The sequence below is a fragment of the Streptomyces sp. A2-16 genome, from assembly GCF_018128905.1.
Classification (GTDB): domain Bacteria; phylum Actinomycetota; class Actinomycetes; order Streptomycetales; family Streptomycetaceae; genus Streptomyces.
In genome coordinates, this window is record NZ_CP063808.1 from 6972009 (window position 1) to 6984995 (window position 12987).

The window sequence follows — 12987 nt, forward strand, 5'->3', positions numbered from 1 at the left end:
GTCAAGGGCGGGACATCGGTTCCAGGAAACGACCTCTTGCGTCGATCACACCGCAATCCTACGGTGTTCCATAGGAATCAGACCGCAAGGGAGCGATCATGAACGGGGACGCAGCGATCACGCGCGGCGACGCACGCAAGATTGCCGAGGGCCTGACCTACCTCTCCGGCTTCGGCAACGAGCACGCCTCGGAAGCCGTCCCGGGCGCCCTCCCCGAGGGCCGCAACGCCCCGCAGCGCGCCCCCCTCGGCCTGTACGCGGAACAGCTCAGCGGTACGGCGTTCACCGAGCCCCGCGCCCACAACCGCCGCTCCTGGCTGTACCGGATCCGCCCGTCCGCCGCACACCCGGCGTTCGCCCACACCCACAACGGCCGGATCCGCACGGCCCCCTTCACCGAGTCGGTCTCGGACCCGAACCGGCTGCGCTGGGACCCGCTGCCGGAGCCCGTCGAGGGCACCGACTTCCTCGCAGGCCTGTGGACCCTCGGCGGCAACGGCGACGTCACCCAGCGCACCGGCATGGCCGTGCACCTCTACCACGCCACCGACTCCATGGACCGCGTCTTCAGCGACGCCGACGGCGAGCTGCTGATCGTCCCGGAGCGCGGCGGGCTCCTGCTGCGCACGGAGTTCGGACTGCTGCATGTGGAGCCGGGACATGTGGCGTTGATCCCCCGTGGCGTCCGCTTCCGTGTGGAGCTGCTGGACCCATCCGCCCGCGGCTATGTGTGCGAGAACTACGGCGCCCCCTTCCAGCTCCCCGACCTCGGCCCGATCGGCGCCAACGGCCTCGCCAACGCACGCGACTTCCGCGCCCCGGTCGCCGCGTACGAGGACGTCGAAGGTCCCGTGGAGGTGGTCAACAAGTTCTGCGGCAACCTCTGGACGGCGACCTACGACCACTCCCCGCTCGACGTGGTCGCCTGGCACGGCAACCATGTGCCGTACGTCTACGACCTGCGCCGTTTCAATGTCATCGGCAGCATCTCCTACGACCACCCCGACCCGTCGATCTTCACCGTGCTGACCTCCCCGTCGGACACCCCGGGGCTGGCCGGCGTCGACTTCGTCGTGTTCGCGCCGCGCTGGCTGGTGGGCGAGGACACCTTCCGGCCGCCGTACTTCCACCGGAACGTGATGAGCGAGTACATGGGCCTGATCGAGGGCGCCTACGACGCGAAGGCCCAGGGCTTCGTGCCCGGCGGCGGCTCGCTGCACAACATGATGTCGGCGCACGGGCCGGACCGGGAGACGTTCGACCGGGCGAGCGCGGCCGAGCTGAAGCCCCACAAGGTCGACGACGGGCTGGCGTTCATGTTCGAGACGCGCTGGCCGGTGACGCTGACCGCGCACGCGGCCCGGGCGGACCACCTCCAGCCGCACTACGACGACGTGTGGCGCGGCCTCGAGCGCCACTTCCGACCGGTGGACTGAAACGCCGCCGCACTCAAGCGCTCGCCGCACGGATGCGCCCGCCATACCCATGAACCCGCCGTACCCATGAACCCGCCGCGCCGATGCACTCGATGCGCCGACGCCCTCGGTGCACCGATACGCCCGTTGCACTGACCGATCCGCGAAAGGTACGGATAGCCCGTGACCTCCTTCGCTCCGGACTCGATCGTCCTCAACCGCAAGCTGCCGCTCTGGTACCAGGTGTCGCAGTCCCTGCGCGCCTCGATACTGGGCCGCTCACCCCAGGACCCGCTCCGCCTGCCCACCGAGGAGCAGTTGGCCGGGCACTACGGCGTGAGCGTGCTGACCATGCGGCAGGCGCTCAAGGAACTGGAGGACGAGGGGCTGATCACCCGTCACCGGCGCCGGGGCACCTTCATCGAGCCGGACGCGCGCCGGAGCACCCCGATCCGGCTGCTCGGCTCGGTCGACGCGATCGTGGCCCAGCAGTCCGGCATGACGACCGAACTGCTGGAACACGGCAAGTCCCCCGTGCCGCCCGAACTCGCCGAGCACTTCCCGGACCTGGACGAGGTGGCGGCGTACCACCGGCTGCGCAGCGACGAGCAGACGGGCGAGCCGACCAACCACGCCCGCAACTACGTCCGCCCCGAACTGGCCGCGCGCATCGACCCGGCCGACCTCGCGCGCCGGCCGATGACCAAGGTGCTGCGGGACGTCCTGGGGGTGGACATCAGCCGCATCACGGACACCGTGGAGGCGCGGCTGGCCGATCCGGAGACGGCCCGGCTGCTCCACGTCCCGCTGCTCAGCCCGATCCTGCACTACACGGGCCTGACGTACGACACGGAGGGCCGGGTGCTGGACGCGGCGGTGATCCACTATCGCGGCGACCGCTTCTCCTTCTCGGTGACTCTGGAAGCCACATGACCTCACTGTCCGTGGCAGGTCGTACGATTCCCAGCGTGACGCACGACGACGCTCCGCCACTCGCGGACCTCATGCCGTGGTCCGTCGCACCGCCGCGGCTCGGCCGGGGGTGGCCGACGGGCCCCGACGCGGCCTCCCTGAAAGCCCGTTGGGACGCCCTGCTGAAGGCGGAGGGGCCCGACCGGGAGGCCCTGTTCGAGCCCACCCGCTCCCGCACCCTGCGCTCGGCGGTGGGACAGCTGCCGGGACGGACGGGTGGCACGGAGAGGCTCGCGCGCGCCTCCGGCCCCTGCCCGGAGCCGGTGCGCGTCCTGCACGCCCCCTTCGACGAGCAGTGGCTGATCCCGGACCACCGGCTGATCGACGCGGCCCGTCCCGAGCTGTGGCGGGTGGCGGACGAGCACCAGGTGTTCGTGGTGGAGACACCCACGGACGGCCGGGGCCCCCAGCTCCTCGCGACCTCGCTGCTCCCCCTGTTCCGCCCCGGCCGCGTCCGCCCGCTGTACCGCCGCCCCGGCGGCACCGAACCGAACCTGGCCCCGGGCCTGCTGCAACACCTGCGCAGCCGACTGGGCGTCCCGGTGGGCCCCCTGGACGTCCTCGCCTGGATCCTGACGGCGATCCGCCCGGACCTCACCGTCCCGCTCACCGACGACTCCGAACTGTGGTCGCGGGGCGTCGAGTCGGGCCACCGCATCCTCTGGCTCATGCGCCGCGACGGCGACCGCCCGAAGCTGCCCGGCGGCCGCCGCCCCTACGTCCGCGCGCCCCTGCCGTCCCGCCCCCTGACCCTGGACTACGACCGCGACGAGGAGGCCCTCCTCCTGGACGAGGGTCGGGTCTCCCCCGTGCCGCCCGAGGCCTGGGACTTCGAGGCGGGCGGAGTGCGGGTGCTGGATCAGTGGTTCACGGCCCGCGTCACGGAACCGGAGCCGGGCACCCTGGCCGCGATCCGCCCGCCGACCTGGCCCCAGACCTGGACGTCGGAGCTCCTCGAGCTGATCACCGTGCTGGCGCTGCTCTCCGATCTCCAGCCGCTCCAGGAGGAGTTGACGTCACGGGTCACGGCGAGCGACCTGCGCGAGGCGGGGGTGTTCCCGGTCCCGGACCCGGCCCGCAGACCCGCCTCGGTCCTGGACGGACACGAGGAGGGGCCGGAGGGCCAGCTCACGCTGCTCTAGGTCCTGGGCTCGAAGCCGTCCAGGACTCGCCCCAGCATCCGCTCGAACACCGCGTCCAGATCGATCGGCCCCGCGTCCTCCGTGAACGACGCCGCCAGCCGCGGATACGCCCCCGAGGCCACCTGACTGCCCAGATACGCGATCCGCACCGCGTTCTCCTGCTCCTGGGACCACGGCAGCGACCGCACCCGCTCGGCCGTGGACAGCTCGTTCGAGACGTACGTCGTCACACACCCGTTGAGCATCGCGACCAGCTCGATCTTCGTGCCGTACGGCGCGTCCAGCGGGTCGAGGCAGGCGAGGCAGTGCTCCAGGTAGCGCAGGGCGTTGGGGCTGAAGCCGTACACCCCTGACATCAGCCGCACCATCCAGGCGTGGCGGTGCATGAGCGCCTTGGTCTGGCGGGCGTTGCGGAGCATGTCGGCCCGCCAGTCACCGGTCGGCTCGAACAGCTCGTGCTCACCACTGACCGCGTCCACCATCAGCTCGTACAGGTCCTCCTTGCGGGGGACGTAGTTGTACAGGGACATCGTCCCGCAGCCGAGTTCGGCCGCGACATGCCGCATGGACACCGCGTCCAGACCGCCGTCATCCGCGAGCCGCACCGCCGCCGCCGCGATGTCCGCCCTGGTGAACGCGGGTTTCGGCCCACGCCCCGTCCGTTCAGGACGCGCCCAGATCACTTCGGGTACGGCCGCTCGGCCCGCCATCGATCATCACCTCGGCCACCATCCTAGTTACGTACAGCGTACGTAGTGCGCTATGGTCCTGCCATGACTTCTACGTACGCTGTACTTAGTGAGGGTCTGGAGAAGCGGTTCGGGGAGGTCCATGCCCTGCGCGGGCTCGATCTCGCGGTCGCCCCGGGCACGGTCTGCGGCATCCTCGGCCCCAACGGCGCGGGCAAGACCACGGCCGTACGGCTGCTGACGACGCTGCTGCGGCCCGACTCCGGTTCCGCGCGGGTCGCGGGGCACGACCTCGTCCGGGAGCCGGAGGCGGTGCGGCGCGCCATCGCCGTCACCGGGCAGTACGCGTCGGTCGACGGGGACCTGACCGGACGGGAGAACCTCCGGCTGTTCGCCCGGCTGCACCGAGTGCGGGGGCCGGCCGAGCGGGCCGCCGAGCTGCTCGACCGCTTCGGACTGGCCGAGGCCGCCGACCGGACCGCCTCCACCTACTCGGGCGGCATGCGCCGCCGCCTTGACCTGGCGGCGAGCCTGGTCCGCCGCCCGGAGATCCTGTTCCTCGACGAGCCGACGACCGGGCTCGACCCCGCCAGCCGCAACCTCATCTGGGACGGCGTGCGCGAGCTGACGGCGGACGGCACGACCGTGCTGCTGACCACGCAGTACCTGGAGGAGGCCGACCAACTCGCCCATGACATCGCCCTGGTGGACCAGGGACGGGTCGCGCACACGGGTTCGCCCGCCCAGCTCAAGGCCCTGATAGGGGCGCACGTGGAGATCGTCGTCGCGGACGCGGACGTCCTGGTGAAGGCGGCCGGCGTGCTCGACCAACTCACCGGCGGCGAACCGTCGTTCGACCACGAGCGCAACTCGGTCGGCGCGGTCACCCAGGACACCACGCTGACGCTTCCCCGGCTGGTGCGCGAACTGGACACGGCGGGAGTGCCCCTGCTCGACGCGAGCATCCGGCCGCCGACCCTCGACGACGTCTTCCTGCGACTCACCAAGGAGCTTGCGGTATGAGCACTCTGGCCTACGACGGCACCGCGATGCTGGGCCGTCAGCTGCGGCGGGTCCGCAACAACGCGGGACTGCTGATCCTGACCCAGACCATGCCGATCACCATGCTGCTGTTCTTCGGCTACGTCTTCGGCAGCGCGCTGGCGATGCCGGGCGAGCAGTACCGGTCCTTCCTGGTGCCGGGCCTGCTGGTGGCCACGGCGGCGAACGGGATCATGACCGGGATGTTCCAGGCGGCCCAGGACGTCCACCGCGGCGTGACGGACCGGCTGCGCACGCTGCCGATCAGCCGGGCCGCCGTGCCGCTGGGGCAGTCCGTCGCGGATGTGATGGTCACCGGCGCCGGCATGGTGCCGTTCCTGCTGGTCGGGCTCGCGGTGGGCTGGCGTGTCGAGGGATCCGTGCTGCAAGCGGTGGGCGCCGTCGCCCTGTTGCTGCTGTTCCGGTTCGCCACCACCTGGATCGGCATCTTCCTCGGTCTGCTCACCCGCAGTGAGGAGGCGGCCGGTCAGCTGGGCGGGGCCACCTTCGTCCTGCCGCTGCTGTCCAACGCGTACATCCCGACCGAGGGGCTGCCCGGCTGGCTGCGCACCGTCGCCGAGTGGAACCCCATCAGCGCGGTGACCACGGCCCTGCGGAAGCTGTTCGGGAATGCGCCCGTGCCGGAGGGAGCGGCCTGGCCGGTGGCGCATCCGATCGCCGGGTCACTGCTGTGGTGCGCGGTGCTGCTCGCGGTCTTCGCACCGCTGGCCGTACGGAGGTATGCACGCGGGGAGGGGTGAACGCCTCTTGCCGGGAGGGGAGTTCGGATCCTGCCGGGGGACGGCCGAGACGGTCCCGGAAGCGACAGACCCGCCTGGATCGTGCTGCGTGCCGTGGGGATGACGGACAGGACGCAGCACGATACCGGGCGGCGTGGGCTCAGCGGCCGCCGAACAGCGAACGGCTCAGTCGGCGCAGTGGCGCGAACAGCGAGACACGGCGGACCCGCGCACCCCTGTCACTGCGCTCCTGCTTGGTGGTGTCACGCGCGGTCAGCTCAAGCATCAGCGACGTGGCCTCGGCCGTCTCCCGCTGCGGGACGGCAGGTCCCGACAGCACCGAGAGATGGCGGTCGAGGCGCGAACTGGTCGCGCTGCTCCCGCAGGTGATCGCAGGGACCCTCGCCCTGCGCACTGCTATCTGTTCCATGTCACTCCCCACCCGTACGAGTCCACCCGGCCCGGGCAGGGTAACCCTATCGCCCCTGCGGGGCACACGTGTATCGGCGTCACAGGATTCACCTTCCCCGCAAGGGTGTTGACGACCCCTCCATGATTACTCTCCGAATCCAACCGATTTCAGGGCGAGTTGGACAACCGGCTGGGTAGTGGGCTGCGGTGACCCCCCGTCGGGCTCGACGGTCACAGCGAGTGATGTCGCGGACTTGTCGAGTCCGGTTGCCACCAAGGGCGTGTCGGCGGCGAAGAGCCCCAGGGAGCGCGGTTGCTCGTCGGGGCGCATGAGCCACAACTGGCGCACGCGGCCGCTCGGGGGCGCGCTGTACCCGCTCAGGGTGACGACCGCGCGCCCCTCAGATGCGGAAGCGACCACTCCGATACTTCGGCCCTGGGCGTCCTGCCCCCGGGTCGCCCGCGCGTCCGCGGCCTGGAGAACGTGGGCGATCTCACTGGCCTGAGCCTTCTGCGCGTCCAGTTCGTCCTGTGTCCGGTTGGCCTGCACGGCGAACAGGGAGGCGACGACGAGGGCGGCGGCCGCGGTGGCCGTCGCGAACGGCACGAACAGGGGCCGGCGCTGACGCTGCCTCGGCGGCGGCTGGACGCCCCACACGTGCGGTGGCAGCTGCGACTTGCGGGCCCGCGCCGGCTCCGGCCGCGCACGGGACGGCTCCGGCCGTACGGCGGACTCCTGCGGGAGGGTGCGCACGGCGGCCAGCACCCGGTCGCGCATGGCGAGCGGCGGCGGAGCGGCGGCCGACCACGCGAGCCGTACCGCGTCCTCGGAGAGCGTGCGCACTTCCGCCGCACAGCTGTCGCAGCCCTTCAGGTGCCGCTCGAAGCGGGCCCGTTCCGCGGGCTCCAGCGCGTCGAGCGCGTACGGGGCCGCGAGGGAGTGCAGATCTTCCCGGCGGAAGAGGCTCATGCCGCACCTCCCAGGCACTCCCGCAAGCGGGTCAGTCCGTCACGCATCCGCGTCTTCACCGTCCCCAGCGGCAGCGACAGCCGCTCGGCCACTTCACGGTACGTGTAGCCGTCGTAGTAGGCGAGGGTGACCGACTGGCGCTGGAGTTCCGTCAGACGCTCCAGGCAGCGGCGCACCCACTCGCGTTCGAGGCCCGCCTCGACCTCCTCGGTCACCTGGTCGAAGGCGGGGTGGTGGGCCCGGCGTGCCTCGCGCTGCTCGCGCTCACCGGCCGCGCGGGCGCTGCGCACCCGGTCGACGGCGCGGCGGTGCGCCAGGGTGAGGACCCAGGACAGCGCGCTGCCCCGGCGGGGGTCGAAGCGCGCGGCGGAGCGCCACATTTCGAGCAGCACCTCCTGCGACACCTCCTCCGACTGCGCCGGATCCCGCACCACGCGCCGTACGAGCCCGAACACCGGCCCGGCCACGAGCCCGTAGAGCTCCTCGAATGCCTTCTGGTCCCCACCTGCCACGAGCACCAGAAGCTCGTCCGCTTCCAACTCGTCGCCCCCTCCCGCAAAGCCGCACCTGGGCCGTCCCGTCCCACGAGGTATTCGCAACGAACACACCTCCGGATGGGGTTACGGATCAGAACGTCGAAAACGCGGGTCGAGCAGCAGAAAAGAAGTTTTGAGATTCGACCAATCCGACCCGCCCACCACTCCGAATCACCGGGCGTCAGGCAAGTTGGACTGAGGACGGACGGCATGACACCTATCTCCAGGAGCGGCTCGGGACGCAGGAGTCTCGCGACCCTCGTATGTGGTGCGCTGGCCGCCGGAGGGCTCGCAGCCGCCGGTGTGGCCACGCTGGAACCGGGGGCGGCTTCCGCCTCCAGTCACCGGGAGGCCCCGCTGATCTCGGGTGACCCCCAGTACGACAACACCGACGTGTACGCGTTCGTCAGCCCCGACAAGCCGGACTCGACGACGATCATCGCCAACTGGATCCCCTTCGAGGACCCGTCGGGCGGCCCGAACTTCTACCAGTTCGCCGAGGACGCCCAGTACGACATCCACATCGACAACAACGGTGACGGACAGGGCGACCTGCTCTACCGCTTCACCTTCAAGACGCACATCAAGAACAAGAAGACGTTCCTGTACAACACGGGCGCGGTCGAGAGCCTCGACGACCCGGACCTGAACGTCACGCAGACGTACGACATCGAGCTGTTCCGGCTGAAGAACCAGCGGGTCCAGTACAAGACGAAGGTCGCCGACGACATCCCGGTGGCGCCGTCGAACGTCGGCAAGGCGTCCATGCCGAACTACGAGAAGCTGCGCGACCAGGCGGTCTACAAGCTTCCGGGCGACGCGACGGCGTTCGCCGGCCAGGCCGACGACCCGTTCTTCCTGGACCTGCGGGTCTTCGACCTGCTGTACGGCGGGAACCTCAGCGAGGTCGGCAACGACACGCTCAAGGGCTACAACGTCAACTCGATCGCCCTGCAGGTCCCGACGGACATGATCACCGAGTCCTCGCACCAGCCGGTCGTGGGCATCTGGTCGACGACCCAGCGCAGGAACGCGCAGGGATACTACTCCCAGGTCTCGCGCCTGGGCAACCCCCTCGTCAACGAGGTCGTCAACCCGCTGAAGGACAAGGACAAGTTCAACGCGTCCTCGCCCTGGGACGACGCGCAGTTCCTGAAGAACGTCACCAACCCCGAACTGCCGAAGCTCATCGAGGCGATCTACAAGATCCCCGCCCCGAAGGAGCCGCGCAACGACCTCGTGGACGTCTTCCTCAAGGGTGTGAAGGGGCTGAACCAGCCGCCCCACGTGCGGCCCGCGGAGGAGCTGCGCCTCAACACGTCCATCAAGCCCACCGATTCTCCGAAGCGGCTCGGTGTGCTTGATGGCGACAACGCCGGGTTCCCGAACGGGCGTCGGCTCACCGACGACGTGATCGACGCGTCGCTCCAGGTCGTCGAAGGTGAGCTGGTCGGGTCCAAGAACGACCTCGGTGACGCGGTCGACAAGAACGACAAGGACTTCGAGAAGTCCTTCCCGTACGTGGCGCTGCCGACCGAGGGGTCCCGGGGGCCGCTGGCCAAGGGCACGACCTCGGGCAACGACGTCCGCAACCAGCTCGGCGACGCGCTGTCCCCGGCCGGGTCCTCCGGCTCGGACAACATGACGCTGATCGCCGGGTCCGCGGGGGCCGGTGCGGCCGGGATCGTGCTCATCGGCGCCGCGCTGATGTGGTGGCGACGGATGCGGCGCCGGGCCTACTGAGGCCCACCCGCAGCGAGAACGACCCCTATGGCTGGCGCGGCCCGCACGTACTCATCCCCCACGGTGCGGGCCGCGCCGCAGCACACGATCACAAGCCAGTCAGGAGAGGGCATGTCCGGGTCTACGACCGACAGCGCACCCGAGAACGAGCACGACGGATCGCCGGAGACCGTGGAGCCCACTGCCGAGTCCGAGGACCCGAAGGTCGCCGCCGTGCGCCGGGTCTCGAAGGCCGCGCAGCGCTGGCGTGCCGCCCAACTGGCCGGGTGCGCGGCGCTGTTGGCCGTCGCGCTGACGGGCGGGTCGATCGCCTTCGGCGCGCTGCGGGACGGCGGTACCGCCACCGTCGCCAGTTCCTCGTCGGCGGTCTCTCCCGGGCTCATGGCCGGTGGGGACCTCGACGCGGGCATCAAGGCGATCCAGGCCCATCTGCGCGGCCAGCCGAGGGACTTCGGCAGCTGGGCCACCCTCGGGCTCGCCTACGTCGAGCAGGCACGGACCAAGGGCGACCCCTCGCGGTACGCACAGGCCCAGCAAGTGCTCGCGAAGTCACTGAAGTTGGCGCCGGACAACGAACAGGGGCTGGCCGGCCTCGCCGCGCTCGCCGCGGCCCGGCACGACTTCAAGGACGCCCTCCGCTACGCCGACCGGACGCTCGAGCAGAACCCCTACAACGAGCGCGCCCTGTCCTCCCGGATCGACGCCCTCGTCGAACTCGGCCGCTACGACGAGGCGTCGAAGGCCGCCGACCTCGCCGACGAACGGCGGCCGGGCATCCCGGTGTTCACCCGCTACGCCTATGTCCACGAACTGCGTGGCGACGTCCGCACCGCCCGCACCGTCCTGGAACGGGCCCTGTCCACCGCGACCACCCCGGGCGACATCGCCTACGTGGCCACCGCGCTGGGCCAGCTCGCCTGGAACCAGGGCGACTACGACACGGCCCTGACCGACTACGCCCGCGCGCTCGCCGCGGACGACACCTACCTGCCCGCCCTGGAGGGCCGGGCCCGCGCCCAGGCCGCGAGCGGCGACCGGGCCGCCGCGATCAAGGGCATGGAGGCCGTCGTGGCCCGCTATCCGCTGCCCGGGCCGCTGGTCGCGCTCGGGGAGCTGTACGAGGACCGGGGCGCCGACGGCGACGCGGCGAAGGCCAAGGACCAGTACGCGCTCGTGGACGCCTGGACGGCCCTCGCCCGCGCCAACGGCGTCAACGCCGACCTCGACACCGCGATGGCCGCCGCCGACCACGGCGACAAGGCCTCCGCCCTGCGCGCCGCCCGCGCCGAGTGGGCCCGCCGGCACACCGTGCACACCGCGGACGCCCTCGCCTGGGCCCTGCACGTGAACGGCCGCGACAAGGAGGCCCTGCCGTACGCCCGGCAGGCCACCGCCACCGGCTACCGCAACGCCTCCTTCCTCTACCACCGCGGGATCGTCGAACTCGCCGCCGGTGACGCGAAGGAGGGCCGGAGCCTGCTCGGCTCCGCCCTGAAGCTCAACCCCGGTTTCTCCCCTCTCGGCGCCCGCGAGGCCCGCAAGGCTCTCAAGGAGGCGTCCCGGTGAAGCCCCGCCGTCTGTTCGCGTCCCTCACGGCCGTCCTGACGGCGGCTTGTGCGCTCGCGCTGCTCCCTTCCAGCAGCGCGAGCGCCCACCCCCTCGGCAACTTCACCGTCAATCGCTACGACGGTCTGGTCGCCGCCCCCGGCCAACTCCGCGTCGACCACGTCGAGGACCTCGCCGAGATCCCGGCCACCCAGGCCAAGCCGGACATCAAGCGGCTCGGCATGACCGAGTGGGCCGCCCAGCGGTGCCGTGCGGCCGCGGAGGGCGGCAAGGTCACCGTCGACGGCCGTGCGGCCGCCCTGACCGTGCGGACCAGCCACGCGCGCGTGCGTCCCGGTCAGGCCGGCCTCGACACCCTGCGCGTGGAGTGCCGGCTGACCGCCCCGCTGCCCGAGGGCGCCACCTTCTCCCTCGGCTTCCACAGCGCGGGCACCGACTCCGGCCCCGGCTGGCGCGAGATCACCGCGCGCGGCGACCGGATGACGCTCGCCCAGTCGGACGTGCCCGAGAAGTCGGTCTCGGACGAACTGACCACGTACCCGCAGGAGTTGCTTTCCTCCCCCGATGACACCGTGACCGCCTCGCTGCGGGTGCGGCCCGGCGGCCCGGCCCTCGCCGAGGAGCGGTCCAACGCCCCCGCCGCCTCCGTGCTGCCCCGAGGCGCGGACCGCTGGACCCGGGCCCTGGACTCCCTGGTCGCCCGGCACGACCTCACCGTCGGTTTCGCGGCGGTCGCCCTGCTCATCGCGGTCGTCCTCGGTGCGATGCACGCGCTGGCCCCGGGCCACGGCAAGACCCTGATGGCCGCGGTGGCGGCGGCGCGCGGCGGCAAGGCCCGGATGAAGGACGTCCTGCCGCTGGCCGCGTCCGTGACCGTCACCCACACCCTGGGCGTGGTCGCGCTGGGCCTCCTGGTCGCGGCGGGCTCGGCGGCGGCTCCCTCGGTGATCGCGTGGCTGGGCATCGCGAGCGGGGTGATGGTGACCGCGGCCGGGGTCACCCTGCTGCGCCGGGCCCTGCGCACCCGAGCGCACCAGCACGGACACGGGCATGCGCACGGGGACGGGCACAGGCACGACCACCCGCACGACCACACCCACCCGCACGACACCGGTGAGCACGAGCAGCACGAGCAGCACGAGGAACGCTCCCTGGTCCTGGTCGCCGCCCACACGGAGACGGCCCCGGCCACGTCGGACGCGCACACACACGCCCACGCCTCCACCCACACACCGGGCCACACGCACGACCACACCCACGCACCGGGCCACACGCACGACCACACCCCCGGCCACACCCACACCCACGACCACGATCACGACCACCCCCACGACCACGACCACCCCCACACCCTGGAACACACCCACGGCGGCTTCACCCACACCCACGCCGTCGCCCCCACCCTGCGCGGCACGATCCTCCTCGGCTTCGCCGGCGGCCTCGTGCCCAGCCCCTCCGCCGTCGTGGTGCTCGTCGGTGCCGCCGCGCTCGGGCAGGCCTGGTTCGGCCTGCTGCTCGTCGTGGCGTACGGCGTCGGGCTCGCCCTGACCCTGACCGCGGCCGGATTCGCCGTCGTCAGGCTGGGCAGTGGTGTCACACGACTGCTGGACAGGCGTCCCCGTCTGGCCGCGAGCCCGCTGACCGCCCTGGTGCGCAGGACCGCACCTCTGATGTCGGCGTTCGTCGTGGTGGCTCTCGGGGCAGGATTGGTGCTCAAGGGGGCGGCATCCGCACTCGGCTGAGCTACGTTTGTGAAGAAATC

General features: G+C 71.4%; 12 protein-coding genes. 8 read left to right on the plus strand and 4 right to left on the minus strand.

The window, feature by feature from the left end; all coding sequences use genetic code 11:
* Positions 1-98 precede the first annotated feature (98 nt).
* The 3 genes from hmgA to IOD14_RS31325 all read left to right on the plus strand — a co-directional run bounded on the left by hmgA (position 99) and on the right by IOD14_RS31325 (position 3529).
* Positions 99-1436, plus strand: coding sequence for a homogentisate 1,2-dioxygenase (gene hmgA / locus IOD14_RS31315; protein ID WP_212672123.1), 1338 nt, complete (start codon positions 99-101; stop codon positions 1434-1436).
* Between the two features lie 162 nt (positions 1437-1598).
* Positions 1599-2348 carry a GntR family transcriptional regulator gene (locus IOD14_RS31320; RefSeq protein ID WP_123988166.1) on the plus strand — a complete coding sequence of 250 codons (750 nt, stop codon included), beginning with the start codon at positions 1599-1601 and terminating at the stop codon, positions 2346-2348.
* A 26-nt stretch (positions 2349-2374) separates the two neighbouring features.
* Entirely contained in the window at positions 2375-3529 is a 1155-nt protein-coding gene (locus tag IOD14_RS31325) for a type ISP restriction/modification enzyme (protein ID WP_174269291.1), read from the plus strand.
* Here the strand turns inward: IOD14_RS31325 and IOD14_RS31330 are convergent.
* The gene (locus tag IOD14_RS31330) at positions 3526-4239 is read right to left on the minus strand and encodes a TetR/AcrR family transcriptional regulator (RefSeq protein ID WP_123988167.1); all 714 of its coding nucleotides are present in this window, start codon (positions 4237-4239) and stop codon (positions 3526-3528) included. The two genes, IOD14_RS31325 and IOD14_RS31330, sit on opposite strands and share 4 nt — an antisense overlap.
* Positions 4240-4302: 63 nt before the next feature.
* Here IOD14_RS31330 and IOD14_RS31335 point away from each other — a divergent pair, with 63 nt between their 5' ends.
* Positions 4303-5241, plus strand: coding sequence for an ATP-binding cassette domain-containing protein (locus IOD14_RS31335; RefSeq protein WP_123988168.1), 939 nt, complete (start codon positions 4303-4305; stop codon positions 5239-5241).
* A complete protein-coding gene (locus tag IOD14_RS31340) occupies positions 5238-6020 on the plus strand; it encodes an ABC transporter permease (protein ID WP_123988169.1) in 783 nt (260 codons plus the stop codon). The genes IOD14_RS31335 and IOD14_RS31340 overlap by 4 nt, the downstream gene beginning before the upstream one ends.
* A gap of 139 nt (positions 6021-6159) precedes the next feature.
* Here IOD14_RS31340 and IOD14_RS31345 read toward each other — a convergent pair whose 3' ends face one another.
* The 3 genes from IOD14_RS31345 to IOD14_RS31355 all read right to left on the minus strand — a co-directional run bounded on the left by IOD14_RS31345 (position 6160) and on the right by IOD14_RS31355 (position 7919).
* Entirely contained in the window at positions 6160-6429 is a 270-nt protein-coding gene (locus IOD14_RS31345; protein ID WP_123988170.1) for a hypothetical protein, read from the minus strand.
* A gap of 126 nt (positions 6430-6555) precedes the next feature.
* Positions 6556-7380: an anti-sigma factor gene (locus IOD14_RS31350; RefSeq protein WP_123988171.1), complete on the minus strand. Its 825-nt coding sequence runs from the start codon at positions 7378-7380 to the stop codon at positions 6556-6558.
* Positions 7377-7919 carry a sigma-70 family RNA polymerase sigma factor gene (locus IOD14_RS31355; protein ID WP_123988172.1) on the minus strand — a complete coding sequence of 181 codons (543 nt, stop codon included), beginning with the start codon at positions 7917-7919 and terminating at the stop codon, positions 7377-7379. Before IOD14_RS31355 ends, IOD14_RS31350 begins: the two co-directional genes overlap by 4 nt.
* Before the next feature lie 207 nt (positions 7920-8126).
* Here IOD14_RS31355 and IOD14_RS31360 point away from each other — a divergent pair, with 207 nt between their 5' ends.
* From IOD14_RS31360 to IOD14_RS31370, 3 genes are all read left to right on the plus strand, one after another.
* Positions 8127-9659 (plus strand): DUF4331 domain-containing protein, encoded by a 1533-nt coding sequence (locus IOD14_RS31360; RefSeq protein WP_174269080.1) that lies wholly within the window; start codon positions 8127-8129, stop codon positions 9657-9659.
* A gap of 111 nt (positions 9660-9770) precedes the next feature.
* On the plus strand, positions 9771-11225 hold the full coding sequence (locus tag IOD14_RS31365) for a tetratricopeptide repeat protein (RefSeq protein ID WP_123988173.1): 1455 nt from the start codon (positions 9771-9773) through the stop codon (positions 11223-11225).
* Entirely contained in the window at positions 11222-12967 is a 1746-nt protein-coding gene (locus IOD14_RS31370; protein WP_212672124.1) for a sulfite exporter TauE/SafE family protein, read from the plus strand. Before IOD14_RS31365 ends, IOD14_RS31370 begins: the two co-directional genes overlap by 4 nt.
* Positions 12968-12987: the final 20 nt, after the last annotated feature.